This window comes from Stenotrophomonas sp. ZAC14D1_NAIMI4_1, from assembly GCF_003086775.1.
Classification (GTDB): Bacteria; Pseudomonadota; Gammaproteobacteria; order Xanthomonadales; family Xanthomonadaceae; genus Stenotrophomonas.
This window is the reverse complement of sequence record NZ_CP026001.1, coordinates 1,293,249-1,308,768: the sequence shown is the minus strand read 5'-3', so window position 1 is coordinate 1,308,768 and position 15,520 is coordinate 1,293,249. Positions and strand designations below refer to the sequence as shown.

Sequence of the window (15,520 nt, the reverse complement as noted above, 5' to 3'; positions counted from 1 at the left end):
GGGCATGCACCGTCGCGCCCCCCTGCTGATCAATACCGAGGCCGTGGAACTGTGGCCGGCCGCCCTGCTGCGCGCGCGCAGCAACCTGGATGCGCGCCTGCTGGCACGTGCGCGCTGGGTGCTGCGGCGCAAGCGCGATGGCCGTTACCTGGCCGCGGTGCTGCCACAGGGCGTGCACTCACTGGTGCCGCACCTGCCGCGCGAACCCGGCGTGGACGAAGCGCTGGCGCTGCTGGAGGGCGGCGCCGACGCGCGCCCGTTTGCGGCGCACCTGGAGGCGCAGTGGCTGCCGCTGGCCGGCCTGCAGCAGCGCCTGCAGCAGCTGGGGCTGGATGCAGGGCAGTATGCACAGGACAGCGGCCTGGCCCTGGAGGCCGAACCCTGTTTGCTGCATTTCGCCGGTCGTGACCGCTTCGGCCGCCCGCTGTGGCTGCGCCGTGGCGCCGCGCAGGGCTGGCGGCGCATGCGCCTGCACGCCGCGCGCGACGGCGTGGCACTGGATGCGATCTCCGGCTTCCGCAGCCACGCCTACCAGCTGGGCATCTTCGAACGGAAGCTGGCCCGAGGCCTGGGTGTGGCCGACATCCTCAAGGTCAACGCGGCACCGGGTTTCAGCGAACACCACAGCGGCCATGCGCTGGACATCGGCACGCCGGGCGACGCGCCGGCCGAGGAAACCTTCGAGGCGACGGACGCGTTTGCCTGGCTGCAGGCGCACGCCGGCACCCATGGCTTCAGCCTGAGCTACCCGCGCGACAACCCGCACGGCATCGTCTACGAGCCGTGGCACTGGTGCTGGAACGGCACCCGCTGACCCGGTAGCGCCGGGCCATGCCCGGCGGTCGTAGTCGCAACGGCCGTCAGCGCCTCAGCGCATTGAACGCCAGCAGCACCCAGCCCGCCATCAACGTGGTGCCACCTACCGGTGCCAGCCGCGTCGGCCACTGCCACAGCGCCGCGCCGGCCAGGCTGCCGGAGAACAGCAGCACGCCCAGCAGCAGCGCATACAGCCCCAGGTGGGCGATGGCCCCCTGTGCGCGCGGCCCCAGCGCCAGCAGCACCGCACCGTGGGCGAAGGCATACAGCGCGGCCATGTTCAGATGCTGCTGGGCCAGCGGCTCGGCCACGCCGTGCGAGGCGTAGGCGGACAGGCCGATCGAGGCCGCCGCCAGCAGCGCGCCCAGGCAGGCCAGCAGGGAAGGCTTACGCGCGCGTCGTTCCGGATTGAACATCACTGCTCCTTGCGCAGCGCCCCACCGGGCGCAGATGAAAAAAAAACGCGCCGCAGGAAGCGGCGCGTTTTCGTATCCAACATTACATGGGTCAGCCGAAGCTTACTTGACGGCCCAGTAGATGTCGTAGGTGCCTTCCGGGGTGAACGACTTGTCCAGGCCGTCCTTCCAGGTTTCGTACGGGCGATCGATCACTTCCGAACCGTTGGTCACAGCCCAGGCACGCAGGGCGTTGCGGGCAACGTCCAGGCCAGCCATGTGGCCGGTGTAGGCCGCGTGGGCCGAACGGTGCGCAGCAACGCGCTGGTACTTGACCGGTGCGCCACCGTCGATCTTGACGCTCAGTTCTTCAGCGCCAGTGCCTTCGGTACCCTTCTTCTTCACCGGCTGGGCGATGTCGAAAGCGTACTTCTCAGCACCGAAATCGGTGGTGATGATGCGGAACGGGCCAGCGGCTTCGAGGCCATTGGCATCCATCACGCGCTTGATCCACTCTTCGTTGTCCTTGATGGACTTGGTGATCGTCTCCTGGCCGCGATCGACGTTACCGGCGTTGACGACCAGCAGGTCTTCGGCCGGCACTTCCACGATGGCCAGATCGGTCAGCGGGGCTTCGGCAGTGCGGTAGTCGACGTTCGGCACGGTGGCCAGCATGTTCGCCATGCGCGACAGACCCATCTTGATGTCGTCGCCGATCTGGCGGCTGACATACAGGCCTGCGTAGCGGCCGAACAGGTCGAAGCCGTACTTCACCGAGTAGTCCTGGGTGATCTTGACGTTACGGCCACCCTTGCCGGTCGGCTCCAGGGTGAAGGTGGTGACCTTGTCGTGGCCCTTGGTCGGGTCTTCGATGGCGATCACAACGCGCTTGTTTTCTTCCGACTCGGTGATCTTCCAGGAACCGTTGCCCAGGTCCTTGGAGGAGAAGTCGAGCGTGGCACCCTTGCCGGAGGCCGGGCCGGACAGCTTCAGATCAACGGCGGGATCGCGCAGAACCAGCGGGTTCCAGTCCTTGAAGCGGCGCAGGCTGTTGACCGTGTCGTACACGATCGTCATCTTGCGGTTGGTCTCGATGCTTTCGGTGATGTGACGCTCGCCCGGCAGACAGACGCCAATAATGACGAACAGGCCAGCCACGATCCCCAAGGCGATCAGGAACTCGATAATACGGGTCATTCAGAGAGTCTCCGGGGCCGATCCCACGGCCGGGTTGATTGAAGCGAAGCGCCAATCCTAGCAGGCTTCGCAGGCATTGTTATCGGATTGGCGCACCGGTTTCCGTGCCGGCTGCGTATTTGTATGGACAAAGATTTTGAAGAGTAACGCATCCGGCCCCCCTGGATGTAGGGGGGCATTCTGGCCCGGCACTCGGGATTTCGCCCAAACCTTTGTCGCAAAAGGCTTTTTTCAGACCAGCTGGAGTTCGAACGCCTTCAGCACGGCGCGGGTGCGGTCGCGCACCCCCAGCTTGGACAGGATGTTGGACACGTGGTTCTTGATGGTCCCTTCGGCGACCCCCAGCGAATTGGCGATCTCCTTGTTGGAGAAACCGCTGGCCATCAGCCGCAGGATCTCCGTTTCGCGGTCGGTCAGCGGGTCCGGGCGGTCCAGGCTGACGAAATCGTTGCGCATGTGCTCCAGGCCCGACAGCAGGCGCTGGGTCACCGCCGGCTGCACCAGCGAGCCGCCGTCGGCCACGGTGCGGATGGCACCGACCAGCTGCGCCAGGGTGACGTCCTTGAGCAGGTAGCCCTTGGCACCGGCCTTCAGCCCGGCCAGCACCAGCTGGTCGTCGTCGAAGGTGGTGAGGATGATGGTCGGCGGCAGCTGCTCCTGGCGCGACAGCACCTGCAGCGCCTCCAGCCCGGACATCACCGGCATGCGCATGTCCATCAGGACCACGTCCGGACGCACCTGCGGTACCAGCTCGACGGCCTGGCGGCCATCGGCGGCCTCGGCCACCACCTCGATACCGTCGTCGAGCGCCAGCAGGGAGCGGATTCCCTGCCGCACCAGGGTTTGGTCATCGACCAGGCAGACGCGAATCATCAACGCACTCCTTCAGGAACCTCGGTGAGGGCCGCCAGCACCGTTGCCGGTACCGTGGCCCGCAGGCGGAAGCCTTCGCCGGGGTGGGTATCCACCTGCAGCTGGCCGCCACATTGTTGCAGGCGTTCGCGCATGCCGCGCAAGCCATTGCCCGCATTGACCATTGCCGCGCCGACGCCGTCGTCGCTGGCCTCCACCACCACCCGGCCCGGCGCCTCACGGTACACCCGGATCCACAGGTGGCGTGCCTGGGCGTGGCGCACCGCGTTGGTGATGATCTCCTGGGTGCAGCGCAGCAGCACGTGGGCGCGCTGCGGGTCTTCCACGTTCAGCGGCTCCTCCACGTCCAGCACGATGTCCAGCGAGGGCACGTTATCGGTGAGCGGGCGCAGCGCGGCGGCCAGGTCGATGGCACCGGTCTCGCGCAGCTGGCTGACCACCTCGCGCACGTTGCCCAGCAGCAGCTTGGCCAGGGTATGCGAGCGCTTGACGTGTTCCAGCGCCTGGCCCTCGGCCAGATGCCCGGCCACTTCCAGGTTCAGGGTCAGCGCGGTCAGCTGGTGGCCCAGCACGTCGTGCAGCTCGCGCGAGATGCGGGTGCGCTCGTTGACCCGCGCGCTCTCGGCCAGCAGGGCCCGGGTCGCGCGCAGCTCGGCGTTCAGCCGGCGCTGCTCGTCGCGGGCCTCGGTCTGCTGCCGCGCCACCAGGCTGGTCACGAAGATGAACATGGAGAAGCCGCCGTACAGCAGCGACTGCATCACCGCCTCGAACAGCGGGAAGCGCAGGAGCATGTAGTAGACCGGCGCCACCGCCAGCTGGCTGACCAGCAGCCACAGCACGCCCAGCCGCACCGAGAGCATCCACGGGATGACGCCGGCGGCCACCATCATCAGGATGCTGCCCAGGCCCGAGCCGCTGAGGAAGCTGACGCCAAGCGCCGAGACGGTGAGCAGCAGCAGCAGGCCGCGGTCCAGCCAGGTGGTGTGGCTGTCGCTGCGCAGCGAGCGGGTCAGCCGGAAGTAGGCCGCGCCGAAGGACAGGTAGGCCAGGAACAGCAGCACCGCCCAGCCGCCCATGTCGGCACGGGCGTGCAGGTTCTCGAACTGCGAATAGGCCAGGGGCAGGCCGACCATGACCCAGGTAAACAGGCCGGCCAGTCGAAGGACACGCGTATGGCTGAGGACTCCCAACATGCCAGCACTCTACGGTTGAACCCCGTCCGCTGCACTCTGGCGGAAGTCATGCCTGCCCTTCCCCCTGTTCATGCCGCAGCCCGCCCCGGGCATGCAATAATCGTGCGCAGGGTCCGTTGATGGACCAACCGCGTTACCCCACGGAGTCACAATGTCGATTGTCATCCGCGACGTGCGCGAGCACGAGCTCGATTCCGTCCTGGCTTTGAACAACAATGCTGGCCTGGCCATCCTTCCGCTGGATGCCGCACGCCTGCACCTGTTCTACGATACCGCTGAGTATTTCCGCGTCGCCGAGCGCGACGGCAACCTGGCCGGCTTCCTGATCGGCTTCGGCAGCGACAGCCAGCACGACAGCAGCAACTTCGCCTGGTTCAAGCAGCAGCTGGCCACCCCCTTCTTCTATATCGACCGCATCGTGGTCGCCAGCCGCCGTCGCGGTGGTGGCGTCGGCCGTGCGTTCTATGCCGATGCGCAGAGCTTTGCCGAGCTGCGCTACCCGCAGATGACCTGCGAGGTGTTCCTGGACCACGGCGCCGACGCCGCCCTGCTCTTCCATGGCAGCTTCGGCTTCCGCGAGCTGGGCCAGAACACCATGCCGCATGTCGACGTGCGCGCCAGCATGCTGGCCAAGGAACTGTGCAGCTACCCGTGGGTCCAGGAGACCTACGGCGGCAAGCTGCCGGATGTGGCATGGGCGCGTGACCGGCAGCTGCCGGTGCAGGCACAGCGGCCGACGGGGACCTGAGCGTGGCGGTGAATTTCGATTACGAACAGGCCGGTGAACTGAAGATCGGCCAGGTGGGCATTGCCAACCTGCGCATCCGTACCCTTGATGTCGAACGCCTCGTGCAGGAAATGCAGGAACGCGTGAACCGTGCGCCGAAGCTGTTCGGCCGCGCGGCGGTCATCCTCGATTTCGGCGGCCTGAGCCAGGTGCCCGACGCGGCCACCGCGCAGGCGCTGGTGGATGGGCTGCGCAGCGCCGGCGTGCTGCCGGTGGCGCTGGCCTATGGCACCACGGCGGTCGACCTGCTCTCGCAGCAGCTTGGCCTGCCCCTGCTGGCCAAGTTCCGCGCCCAGTACGAACGCGCCGAGGCCGAACCGGCCCCGCCTGCGCCCGCGCCGCCTGCAGCCGAACCGCGCCGTGCCGCCAAGGCCGAACCGGCTCCGGCTCCGGTCGCCCCGGTGGGCAACGCCGCCGATGCGGCCGCGCCGCAGCCGGGCCGCATGCAGCTGGGCAACGTACGCTCGGGCCAGCAGCTGTACGCGGAAAACTGCGACCTGACCGTGATGGCCACCGTCGGCGCAGGCGCCGAGGTCATCGCCGACGGCAGCATCCATATCTACGGGACCCTGCGCGGCCGCGCGCTGGCAGGGGCCCAGGGCAACACCGCGGCGCGTATTTTCTGCCGCGATTTCCATGCGGAACTGGTCGCCATTGCAGGCCATTACAAGGTACTGGACGATGTGCCGGACAACCTGCGCGGCAAGGCCGTGCAGGTGTGGCTGGAACAGGACCAGATCAAGATCGCTGCGCTGGACTGACGCAGCCCCCAAACAGAATCATCAGGAGAAGTCCTTTGGCTGAAATCATCGTAGTCACCTCCGGCAAGGGCGGCGTCGGCAAGACCACTTCCAGCGCGAGCCTGGCCTGCGGCCTGGCGCGCCGCGGCAAGAAGGTGGCCGTGATCGACTTCGACGTCGGCCTGCGCAACCTCGACCTGATCATGGGTTGCGAGCGCCGCGTGGTGTACGACTTCGTCAACGTCGTGCACGGCGAAGCGACCCTCAAGCAGGCCCTCATCAAGGACAAGCGCTTCGACAACCTGTACGTGCTGGCTGCCTCGCAGACCCGCGACAAGGATGCGCTGACCCAGGAAGGCGTGGGCAAGGTCCTGAAGGACCTGGCCGCCGACGGCTTCGAGTACATCATCTGCGACTCCCCGGCCGGCATCGAGAAGGGCGCCTTCCTGGCGATGTACTTCGCCGACCGCGCCGTGGTGGTGGTGAACCCGGAAGTGTCCTCGGTGCGCGACTCGGACCGCATCATCGGCCTGCTGGATTCGAAGACCCACAAGGCCGAATCGGGTCAGAACGTGCCGGCCTTCCTGCTGCTGACCCGCTACACCCCGGTGCGCGTGGAAAGCGGCGAGATGCTGAGCATCGCCGACGTCGAGGAAGTGCTGGGCCTGAAGGCCATCGGCGTGATCCCCGAATCGGGCGACGTGCTCAATGCCTCCAACAAGGGCGAGCCGGTCATCCTGGACGGTGAATCGGCGGCCGGCCAGGCCTACGACGATGCCGTTGCACGCATCCTCGGCGAAGAGCGCCCGATGCGCTTCACCAACGTCGAGAAGAAGGGCTTCTTCAGCAAGCTGTTCGGAGGGTAAGCATGGGCCTGTTCGATTTCCTCAAAGCGAAGAAGACCACCGCCGAAACCGCGAAGAACCGCCTGCAGATCATCATCGCGCAGGAACGCAGCAACCGCGGTGGCCCCGATTACCTGCCGCTGCTGCAGCGCGAGCTGCTGGAAGTGATCAAGAAGTACGTCAACATCGACGTCGACGCGGTGAAGGTCGACCTGGTGAAGGATGGCCAGCACGACGTGCTGGACATCTCCGTGGCGCTGCCGGAAGGCCCGGAAAAACCCTGACCCCCTGCCCCGCCCGTGCCTGCATGGGCGGGGCCGCGTGACCCCGCATGACCGACACCGCACCCGAACCGAACGTGACCCGCGTCGGCGATATCGCCTTCGCCGATGCGCAGCGCCTGCTGGCCGCGCATGATCTGCGCCTGCACCACGTCGCGGCCGGCGAGCCCATTCCCGGCAGCTACTGGGGCGAACCCGAAGCCGGCATCATCGCCAGCGACGTCTACGTGCGCGACGACACGCCGGTGCATTCGATGCTGCATGAGGCCTGCCACCTGATCGTGCTGCCCCCGGAGCGGCGCGCGCAGGTGCATACCGACGCCACCGATTCGGTGCCGGAGGAAGACGCCACCTGCTACCTGCAGATCGTGCTGGCCGGCCAGCTGCCCGGCGTGGGCAGCGAGCGGCTGATGGCCGACATGGATGCGTGGGGATACACCTACCGGCTGGGGTCCACGAAGGCGTGGTTCGAGCAGGATGCCGAAGACGCGCGTGCGTGGTTGATCGAACGCGGCTTGCCGGTGGCGTGATGCACCGGTAGTGCCGGCCGCTGGCCGGCAACCTCATGAACCCGTGAAGCATTACCTGGTTGCCGGCCAGCGGCCGGCACTACCTCTACGCGGCCAGCGCGCGCAGGGTGATGCCGACGATGTAGGCCAGGTACGTGCCGGTGGCATAGCCCATCGTGCCCAGCAGCACGCCCACCGGCGCCAGCGCCGGGTGGAACGCCGCGGCCACCACCGGCGCCGACGCCGGGCCGCCGATGTTCGACTGCGAACCGATGGCGAAATAGAAGAACGGCACCTTCAGCACCTTGCCCAGGCACCACAGCAGGGCGATGTGCACGGCGATCCAGATGATGCCCAGCAGGAACAGCCACGGGCGATCCAGCAGCGCCAGCAGGTCCATCTGCATGCCGATGCAGGCAATCAGGAAGTACAGCAGCAGCGAGCCCAGGCGCGAGGCACCGGCCCCTTCCAGGGTGCGCGCACGGGTGAAGCTCAGGCTCAGGCCCAGCGTGGTGGACAGCACCACCACCCAGACGAACGGCGCATCCAGGCTGAACTGCGATGCCCAGCTGACATGCACCTTGAACCACGCCGCCAGCGGCGCGCCGATGGCGTGCGACAGACCGACGCCGCCGAAGGCCACCGCGACGATCAGCATCAGGTCGGTGAGGCTGGGAATGCGCTCGTGCTCGGCTTGGAAGCGCGCGATGCGCTCCTTCAGTTCATCGATGGCCGAGGTATCGGCGCCACTGCGCGCATCGATCTTCGCCGCGCGCCCGGCCAGGAAGATCAGCGCGGCCATCCACACATAGCCCACGCCGACATCGACCACCGCGAACTGGCCGAAGGTGGTCGCGTTGACGTCGAACACTTCGCGCATGGCCAGCATGTTGGCGCCACCGCCGATCCAGCTGCCGGCCAGTGCGGCCATGCCGGCCCAGGTATCGCCGGCCACGGTTTCAGGATGGATCGCGCGCATCACCAGGAAGGCCACCACCGCGCCCAGCATGATGCTGGCCGAGGCACCCAGATACATCAGCACCAGCTTCGGGCCGAGCCGCAGGATGCCCCTGATGTCCACCGCCAGGGTGAGCAGGATCAGCGCTGCCGGCAGCAGGATGTCGCGCGCGATCGGGTTGTAGAGCTTGGTGTTCTGCCCGTCGATGAGGCCGACGGTGTTGTAGATGCCGGGAATGAGGTAGCACAGCAGCAGCGCTGGCACGAAGGTGTAGAAGCGCTTCCACGCACCCTGTTCGCGCGAGGCGGTCCAGAACACGGCGCCGAGAGTGGCGGCGATCAAGCCGAAGACGACGATGTCGTTCTGGATCATGCAGGCGCTCTTGTAGAGCCGAGCCATGCTCGGCTGCTGTTGGCAAAAGGCGTGCCGACCAACGGTCGGCACCCACCAGTAAAGCGGATGGCGGCCGCCACCCACCGGCGAAAACGAAAGCGCCGCCCCGAAGGGCGGCGCTGGTAACGCTTATTCGCCGATGTGCTGCTTCAGCCAGGCGTTGACGGTGTCATGCCACAGGATGCTGTTGTTCGGCTTCAGCACCCAGTGGTTCTCGTCCGGGAAGTACAGGAACTTCGATTCGATGCCCTGGCGCTGGGCAGCAGTGAACGCGGCCAGGCCCTGCTCGACCGGAATGCGGAAGTCCTGCTGGCCATGGATGACCAGGATCGGCTTCTTCCAGTCGGCCACGTGGTTGACCGGGTTGAACTTCTCGAAGTTGGTCGCCTTCTCGTACGGCGTGCCGCCCTGCTCCCACTCGGTGAACCACAGTTCTTCGGTGGCGTAGCCCATCATGCGCTGGTCGAACACGCCGTCGTGGTTGACCAGGCACTTGAACGGGCTGTTCCAGTTGCCGGCGATCCAGTTGACCATGAAGCCGCCGTAGCTGGCGCCCAGTGCGCAGGCCTTGTCACCGTTGAGGAAGGAATACTGCTTCAGCGCGGCGTTCCAGCCCTTCTGCAGGTCTTCCAGCGGGCGGTCGCCCCAGTGCTGGCTGATCGCATCGGTGAAGGCCTGGCCGTAGCCGGTGGAACCGTGGAAATCGATCATGACCACGGCGTAGCCCTGGCCGGTGTAGGTCTGCGGGTTCCAGCGGTAGCTCCAGCCATTGCCGAAGCTGCCCTGCGGGCCGCCGTGGATGAGGAACGCGACCGGGTAGGACTTGCCTTCCTGGTAGTTGTGCGGCTTGACCACGTAGCCGTGCACGGTGTCGTTGTTCCAGCCCTTGAACTCGAACTGTTCGAAGTCGCCGAAGTTGACGTCCTTCAGCACGTCGCCGGCGGCCGGGGTCAGCGCGCGCAGTTCGCCGATCGGCTGCCCGGCAGCCGGCAGCATGCCGACCAGCACCTGGTCATTGCTCTTCAGGCTGTTGCGGGTGATGGCCACGCTGTTGCCGGCCACGCTGACCGCAGACACGGTGCCATCGCCGATGACCTTGGTGGCCTTGCCGCTGGCCACGTCGATCTGGAACAGCGGGTGCTCGCCCAGGTCGTCGGTGGTGGTGTAGATGCTGGCGCCATCGGCGGAGAGGTTGATCTCACCGGCCGAACGATCCCACTGCGGGGCGATCTCGCGGGTCTTGCCGCTGGCCACGTCCATCGCCATCAGGCCGAAGCGGTCGGCTTCGAAGCCCGGGCGCTTCATGGCGCGGTAGAACAGGGTCTTGCCGTCGGCGCTGAACACCGGGCCGGCATCCCAGGCCGGGTTGGCGGCGGTCAGGTTGACCGGCGCCTGCTTGCCGGCGGCATCGAAACGGTACAGGTCGAAGTTGGTCGACCACGGTTCCTGCTTGCCGGCCACGCGGATGCTGGCCACCACGCTGGCGCCGTCCGGCGACCAGGTGAAATCGTCATTGCCGCCGAACGGCTTGGACGGTGCGTCGCCGTCGATGGTCGCGCTCAGCGCCGAGGCGCCCTTCACCGGGCCGGCCTTGGCCGCCGGCAGCGGGGCCACGAACAGGGTGTTGCGGCGGCCATCGTTCCAGGTGTCCCAATGGCGCACGAACAGCGAATCGAAGACCTTGCCGCTGGCCTTGGCATCGGCCACGTCCTTGAGCTTCTTCTCGGTGCAGGCCAGGTCCGAGGCACAGGCCTGGAACACGCCGGCGCTGAACAGCACGCGGTCGTCCTGCGGCGAGACGTGGTAGCTGTCCACGTCCACCGCGAAATCGGTCAGCTGGCGCGGGGTGCCGCCGCTGATGGCCTGTGCGTACAGCTGCTGGCTGCCGTTCTTGGCGCTGAGGAAGTACACGGTCTGGCCGTCGGCCGAGAGCGAAGCCGAGTTGACGTTCCAGCCGGCCGGGGTGATCTGCTTCGGCGGTGCCGCATCGCGGGTGCGCAGGTTGCGCGCGAACAGCGCGGTGCTGGACTTCAGGTTGGCATCGGTGCTGCGCTTGGCAAACACCACGGTGCCGCCGTCGGCGGTCAGGACCGGGGCGGAGACGCGATCCATGGCCACCATGTCGCGGACTTCCAGGCCACGGGCAGCGGCGACGCTGGGCAGGGCGGCCAGCAGGCTCAGTGGCAGCAGGGCATGACGCAGTTTCATCGGGGTCTCCGCAGGACGGCAAAAAACCGATGGTAGGCCCGTGCGGGCGGGGCTGCCAAGGCCATCGGTCATGGCCGCCCGGCCGGGGTTGCCGCGCCGCCAGAAAAAGCAAACCGCGCCGTAGCGCGGTCTGCGGTAGTGCCGGCCGCGGGCCGGCAATCTGCCTGGGTTGCCGGCCAGCGGCCGGCACTACCCCATTCCCTTACGCCATGGCGCGCTTGCCGGTGCGGTAGATCAGCAGGCCCACCAGGAACAGCACGGCCAGGCCGAACCACTGCGCGGCCGGCAGGTGGAACGGCAGGGCCAGCACGTCGGCGCGGCTGCTGACCACGATCGGCACGGCAATGGCGATACCCATCAGGGCCTCGCCGGTGATCAGGCCGGCGGCGAACAGCACGCCCGGCTTGTGCACGCGGTCGCGGCCTTCTTCGTCATCGCCACGCACCTTGTGGAAGCGCTCGACCAGGTAGGCGATCAGGCCACCCAGGAAGATCGGCACCATCAGTTCCAGCGGCAGGTAGATACCGATGGCGGCGGCCAGCACCGGCACGCGGAAGCGCGAATTGCGCGACTTCAGCCAGCTGTCGAAGGCGATGATGACCGCACCGACCACGGCACCGATGCCGATGAAGGTCCACGGCAGTTCGCCACCGAACAGGCCCTTGGCCACCGACGCCATCAGGTTCGCCTGCGGGGCGGCCAGCGCGTTCGGGTGCAGCTCGGACTTCACGCCGATGCCGTAGGCGGTCGCCAGCAGGTTCAGCACCGGGGCCATGATCAGCGCGCACGAGAACGCGCCGATGCCCAGCATCAGCTGCTGCTTCCACGGGGTGGCACCGACGATGTAGCCGGCCTTGAGGTCCTGCAGGTTGTCACCGCCCACCGCGGCGGCGCAGCAGACCACCGCTCCGATCATGATGGCGGCCACCGCACCCAGCGGCGCACCGCCGGCACCGACCGGCTTGAGGCCGTCGGCGCCCAGCAGCACCACCAGCACGGCCGAAGCGAACAGGATGGTGGAGATGGTGATGCCCGAGACCGGGTTGTTGGACGAACCGATCAGGCCGGCCAGGTAAGCCGAGACCGACACGAACAGGAAGCCGGCGACGATCATGATGATGGTCATCGGGATCGACACGTGCCACTGGCCGACGATGGCCTGGTACAGGGCCAGCAGCGGCAGCACGAAGACCACCAGGGCCACCAGCATCCACTTCATCGGCAGGTCGCGTTCGGTGTGGGCCAGCACCGGGCCGCCACTCTTGCGCGCGGCAGCAAAGCCGCTCTTGACGCCGTTCAGCAGCGACTTGCGCAGCGAGATCAGGGTCCAGATGCCGCCGATCAGCATCGCGCCGACGCCGAGGTAACGCATCTTCGCGCCCCAGATGGCGAACGCGGCCTCGGTGGACGAGGCGGCTGCGACCGACGCGGCCAGGGCCGGATCGGTGTTCATGAAGAACGCCTGGTAGATCGGGATGGCGATGTGCCAGGTCAGGATCGAACCGGACACGACCACGATGCCGACGTTCAGGCCAACGATGTAGCCCACGCCCAGCAGGGCCGGCGACAGGTTGGTGCCGATGAAGGCGGTGATCTTGGAGCTGCCGACGTAGGCCGAGGTCGACCAGGCATCGGGGATCAGGCGCAGGCCGCTTTCGGCGGCCAGCTTGACGAAGGCGCCGATGACGGCCGACAGGCCGAGGATCTTCAGGCCCGGGCCGGGGTTCTCACCGGCCTTGAGCACTTCGGCCGCGGCCTTGCCTTCCGGGAACGGCAGCGGGTCTTCGACGATCATCGAACGGCGCAGCGGCACCGAGAACAGCACGCCCAGCAGGCCGCCCAGGCCGGCGATGCCCAGCACCCACCAGTACTTGAAGTCCGGCCAGTAGCCCATGATGACCAGCGCCGGGATGGTGAAGATGACACCGGCGGCGATGGACGAACCGGCCGAAGCGCCGGTCTGGACGATGTTGTTTTCGAGGATGGAACCACCGCCCAGCAGGCGCAGCACGCCCATGGAAATGACCGCCGCGGGAATGGCGGTGGCGATGGTCAGGCCTGCGAACAGACCGAGATAGGCGTTGGCCGCCGACAGCACCACCGCCAGCACGATGGCCAGGGCCACTGCGCGGAAGGTGAGCTGCTTGGGCGCAGCGTCATGGTTCATGGAAGCCCCTGCTGGCAAAAAATCCCTTGCACGCTAGCGTTCAGGGGGCGGCAAGTCCAGTGCGGTTCGGGAGGGTTGCGGGCAGGTGACCAGTGGGATAGTCGCATTTGGCCAAACTCCGCCAACACACCCAGCCGGTCAGGCACATCCCGGTGGGCTGCCTCGCGCCGCTGACGCCTTGTCCTGCACGGGCCGGGCCAGTCGGTACTGCAGCTTTCCAGCCCACACCGTTTGAAGTGCATCACCGCCCCATGCATCGTGTTCACGATCTGAACGCATGCCGCCGAGGCACCCCATGAACAACGCACTTCGGGTCCGCCCGATCAAATCGCCAGCCCTGGCCATCGCGGCCCTGTTCTGCCTGATGCCACTGACTGATCACGCCTCTGCCTGGAGTCGCGTTGGCGCGGTCGAGGTCACCGACCATGCCGGCACACCCTGTTTCGGGCTACCCAAGAAGGAGCGCAAGCGTATCGGCAAGACGCCGCAGGTGTTCGGTGTGGAGGTGCATGACGCGATTACGCCACCACTGCAGCGGCAATGGTCTTTCTACTTTGAGCATCCCGCGTCACTGCCGCTTCCACCCGGAGCCTGCGTGCTTTACGGCGAAGTGCCTGGCAACGCTGTTGCAACGCAAACGGCCATGCCACTGCAGCCTGGGCGCCTGTACGACGTCTCGATGTCGGCCACCAGAACCGGCGCTACCCAATTCCACCGCGCCCGATTCTGCGTGAAAGCGAACGCGGACGGGAGCCAGCGAGCGATCGAGGTCAAGTACGACAAGGCGCTGGGCTGGAGTCCCGCGGTCTGCCTGCCCTGAGCGGGCAGGTACTCGCGTCCACAGCTCCCGGAGCGTGCTGGAAACACGTTGTTGTTATGTTATATCCTGTCACGCCGGTCGAGCATCTCGCGTGCCCCCTTCCCCCTCCCCACGGCTGGCCTCCATCGACCAGCTGCGCGGCACCGTGATGCTGCTGATGCTGCTTGACCACGTGCGCGAGACCTTCTTCCTGCAGCACCAGGTCGGCGACCCGATGGATGCGGCCAGCGTGTCCCCTGCCCTGTTTGCCTGCCGCCTGCTGGCGCACCTGTGCGCCCCGGTGTTCGTGCTGCTCACCGGCCTGTCGGCGTGGCTGTACGGCCAGCGCCAGGCCGACCCGCGCCGCGCCATCGCCGCCTTCCTGCTCAAGCGCGGCCTGTTCCTGGTCGTGCTGGAACTGACCCTGGTCAACTTCGCCTGGACCTTCCAGTTCCCGCCGGACACGCTGTACCTGCAGGTGATCTGGGCCATCGGCCTGAGCATGATCGCGCTGGCCGGCCTGCTGTGGCTGCCGCGCCCGGCGCTGCTGGTGCTGGGCGTGCTGCTGGTGGCCGGCCACAACCTGTTCGATGGCGTGCGCGTGGAAGGCAACGGCGTGCTGGCCGTGCTGTGGAAAGTGCTGCACCAGCGCGACTGGATCGAAACCGGCGTGCTGCGCCTGCGCACGTCCTACCCGGTACTGCCGTGGATCGGCGTGATCGTGCTGGGTTACCTGATGGGGCCGTGGTTCGCCCGCGACCGCGACCCGGTGCAGCGCCAGCGCTGGCTGCTGTGGTCCGGGCTGGGCGCACTGGCGGCCTTCGCCCTGCTGCGCCTGGCCAACGGTTACGGCGAAGCGCCGTGGCAGCACCAGGACAGCGCCCTGCGCACCTGGATGAGCGTGTTCAACGTGACCAAATACCCGCCGTCGCTGCAGTTCCTGCTGCTGACCCTGGGCGTGGGCCTGTTGCTGCTGCGCCTGTACGAATGGCCGCCGGTGGCCCGCGCCCTGCGCCCGCTGGCCGACATCGGTGCGGCGCCGATGTTCTTCTACCTGCTGCACCTGTACGTGCTGAAGCTGCTGTACGTGGCCGCGCTGGCCATCTGGGGGCCCACCCACGGCAGCCTGTACGCGCTGGATTCGGTGGCCGGCCTGCTGCTGGTGGCCTGCGCGCTGGCGGTGGCGATGTACCCGCCGACGCTGCTGTTCGGCCGGTTCAAGGCGCGCCGCCGCGACCTGGCCTGGCTGCGGTACCTGTAATCGACCGCGCGTGATGAGCCCCATCCACGCATGGCGTGGATCTACTGGGGCTGCTGGGCCATGCCCGGCGTTGCGTAGAGCCGCCGGGCATGGCCCGG

The 15,520-nt window shown here is 67.2% G+C and carries 15 protein-coding genes; 8 read left to right on the top strand and 7 right to left on the bottom strand.

Annotation, left to right across the window (positions count from 1 at the left end; translation table 11 throughout):
- The first annotated feature begins 4 nt into the window (after nucleotides 1-4).
- Nucleotides 5-814 carry a M15 family metallopeptidase gene (locus C1927_RS06085; protein ID WP_108746177.1) on the top strand — a complete coding sequence of 270 codons (810 nt, stop codon included), beginning with the start codon at nucleotides 5-7 and terminating at the stop codon, nucleotides 812-814.
- 46 nt (nucleotides 815-860) lie between these two features.
- Here the strand turns inward: C1927_RS06085 and C1927_RS06080 are convergent, their stop codons facing one another.
- The 4 genes from C1927_RS06080 to C1927_RS06065 all read right to left on the bottom strand — a co-directional run bounded on the left by C1927_RS06080 (nucleotide 861) and on the right by C1927_RS06065 (nucleotide 4,474).
- The gene (locus tag C1927_RS06080) at nucleotides 861-1,232 is read right to left on the bottom strand and encodes a DUF423 domain-containing protein (protein WP_108746176.1); all 372 of its coding nucleotides are present in this window, start codon (nucleotides 1,230-1,232) and stop codon (nucleotides 861-863) included.
- A 102-nt stretch (nucleotides 1,233-1,334) separates the two neighbouring features.
- The gene (locus C1927_RS06075; RefSeq protein ID WP_079221049.1) at nucleotides 1,335-2,408 is read right to left on the bottom strand and encodes an SRPBCC family protein; all 1,074 of its coding nucleotides are present in this window, start codon (nucleotides 2,406-2,408) and stop codon (nucleotides 1,335-1,337) included.
- A gap of 231 nt (nucleotides 2,409-2,639) precedes the next feature.
- Nucleotides 2,640-3,281 (bottom strand): response regulator transcription factor, encoded by a 642-nt coding sequence (locus C1927_RS06070; protein ID WP_108746175.1) that lies wholly within the window; start codon nucleotides 3,279-3,281, stop codon nucleotides 2,640-2,642.
- Nucleotides 3,281-4,474, bottom strand: a complete 1,194-nt coding sequence (locus C1927_RS06065) for a sensor histidine kinase (RefSeq protein ID WP_108746174.1) — start codon at nucleotides 4,472-4,474, stop codon at nucleotides 3,281-3,283. The genes C1927_RS06070 and C1927_RS06065 overlap by 1 nt, the downstream gene beginning before the upstream one ends.
- A 151-nt stretch (nucleotides 4,475-4,625) precedes the next feature.
- Here C1927_RS06065 and C1927_RS06060 point away from each other — a divergent pair, with 151 nt between their 5' ends.
- The 5 genes from C1927_RS06060 to C1927_RS06040 are packed head-to-tail and all read left to right on the top strand — an operon-like array spanning nucleotide 4,626 to nucleotide 7,657.
- On the top strand, nucleotides 4,626-5,222 hold the full coding sequence (locus tag C1927_RS06060) for a GNAT family N-acetyltransferase (RefSeq protein WP_079221046.1): 597 nt from the start codon (nucleotides 4,626-4,628) through the stop codon (nucleotides 5,220-5,222).
- Between the two features lie 8 nt (nucleotides 5,223-5,230).
- Nucleotides 5,231-6,022 (top strand): septum site-determining protein MinC, encoded by a 792-nt coding sequence (minC, locus tag C1927_RS06055; protein WP_174208675.1) that lies wholly within the window; start codon nucleotides 5,231-5,233, stop codon nucleotides 6,020-6,022.
- A 35-nt stretch (nucleotides 6,023-6,057) separates the two neighbouring features.
- Nucleotides 6,058-6,867: a septum site-determining protein MinD gene (gene minD / locus C1927_RS06050; protein ID WP_079221045.1), complete on the top strand. Its 810-nt coding sequence runs from the start codon at nucleotides 6,058-6,060 to the stop codon at nucleotides 6,865-6,867.
- 2 nt (nucleotides 6,868-6,869) lie between these two features.
- Nucleotides 6,870-7,130, top strand: coding sequence for a cell division topological specificity factor MinE (minE, locus tag C1927_RS06045; RefSeq protein ID WP_079221044.1), 261 nt, complete (start codon nucleotides 6,870-6,872; stop codon nucleotides 7,128-7,130).
- Nucleotides 7,131-7,177: 47 nt separating this feature from the next.
- Nucleotides 7,178-7,657 (top strand): hypothetical protein, encoded by a 480-nt coding sequence (locus C1927_RS06040; RefSeq protein ID WP_108746172.1) that lies wholly within the window; start codon nucleotides 7,178-7,180, stop codon nucleotides 7,655-7,657.
- Between the two features lie 85 nt (nucleotides 7,658-7,742).
- Here C1927_RS06040 and C1927_RS06035 read toward each other — a convergent pair whose 3' ends face one another.
- From C1927_RS06035 to C1927_RS06025, 3 genes are all read right to left on the bottom strand, one after another.
- On the bottom strand, nucleotides 7,743-8,966 hold the full coding sequence (locus C1927_RS06035; protein WP_108746171.1) for a DUF819 family protein: 1,224 nt from the start codon (nucleotides 8,964-8,966) through the stop codon (nucleotides 7,743-7,745).
- 150 nt (nucleotides 8,967-9,116) lie between these two features.
- On the bottom strand, nucleotides 9,117-11,195 hold the full coding sequence (locus tag C1927_RS06030) for a S9 family peptidase (RefSeq protein ID WP_108746170.1): 2,079 nt from the start codon (nucleotides 11,193-11,195) through the stop codon (nucleotides 9,117-9,119).
- Between the two features lie 202 nt (nucleotides 11,196-11,397).
- A complete protein-coding gene (locus C1927_RS06025) occupies nucleotides 11,398-13,362 on the bottom strand; it encodes an oligopeptide transporter, OPT family (RefSeq protein ID WP_079221040.1) in 1,965 nt (654 codons plus the stop codon).
- 295 nt (nucleotides 13,363-13,657) lie between these two features.
- On the opposite strand from C1927_RS06025, the gene C1927_RS06020 reads away from it, so the two are divergent.
- Entirely contained in the window at nucleotides 13,658-14,182 is a 525-nt protein-coding gene (locus tag C1927_RS06020) for a hypothetical protein (protein WP_254051541.1), read from the top strand.
- A 91-nt stretch (nucleotides 14,183-14,273) separates the two neighbouring features.
- Nucleotides 14,274-15,422: a heparan-alpha-glucosaminide N-acetyltransferase domain-containing protein gene (locus C1927_RS06015; RefSeq protein ID WP_108746169.1), complete on the top strand. Its 1,149-nt coding sequence runs from the start codon at nucleotides 14,274-14,276 to the stop codon at nucleotides 15,420-15,422.
- Nucleotides 15,423-15,520 lie beyond the last annotated feature (98 nt).

What these genes read in the sequence shown, in the direction of transcription:
- C1927_RS06085 (WP_108746177.1), top strand. Translation starts at nt 5, where the DNA reads ATGCACCGTCGCGCCCCCCTGCTGATCAATACCGAGGCCGTGGAACTG.
- C1927_RS06080 (WP_108746176.1), bottom strand. Translation starts at nt 1,232, where the DNA reads ATGTTCAATCCGGAACGACGCGCGCGTAAGCCTTCCCTGCTGGCCTGC.
- C1927_RS06075 (WP_079221049.1), bottom strand. Translation starts at nt 2,408, where the DNA reads ATGACCCGTATTATCGAGTTCCTGATCGCCTTGGGGATCGTGGCTGGC.
- C1927_RS06070 (WP_108746175.1), bottom strand. Translation starts at nt 3,281, where the DNA reads ATGATTCGCGTCTGCCTGGTCGATGACCAAACCCTGGTGCGGCAGGGA.
- C1927_RS06065 (WP_108746174.1), bottom strand. Translation starts at nt 4,474, where the DNA reads ATGTTGGGAGTCCTCAGCCATACGCGTGTCCTTCGACTGGCCGGCCTG.
- C1927_RS06060 (WP_079221046.1), top strand. Translation starts at nt 4,626, where the DNA reads ATGTCGATTGTCATCCGCGACGTGCGCGAGCACGAGCTCGATTCCGTC.
- minE (WP_079221044.1), top strand. Translation starts at nt 6,870, where the DNA reads ATGGGCCTGTTCGATTTCCTCAAAGCGAAGAAGACCACCGCCGAAACC.
- C1927_RS06040 (WP_108746172.1), top strand. Translation starts at nt 7,178, where the DNA reads ATGACCGACACCGCACCCGAACCGAACGTGACCCGCGTCGGCGATATC.
- C1927_RS06035 (WP_108746171.1), bottom strand. Translation starts at nt 8,966, where the DNA reads ATGATCCAGAACGACATCGTCGTCTTCGGCTTGATCGCCGCCACTCTC.
- C1927_RS06030 (WP_108746170.1), bottom strand. Translation starts at nt 11,195, where the DNA reads ATGAAACTGCGTCATGCCCTGCTGCCACTGAGCCTGCTGGCCGCCCTG.
- C1927_RS06025 (WP_079221040.1), bottom strand. Translation starts at nt 13,362, where the DNA reads ATGAACCATGACGCTGCGCCCAAGCAGCTCACCTTCCGCGCAGTGGCC.
- C1927_RS06020 (WP_254051541.1), top strand. Translation starts at nt 13,658, where the DNA reads ATGAACAACGCACTTCGGGTCCGCCCGATCAAATCGCCAGCCCTGGCC.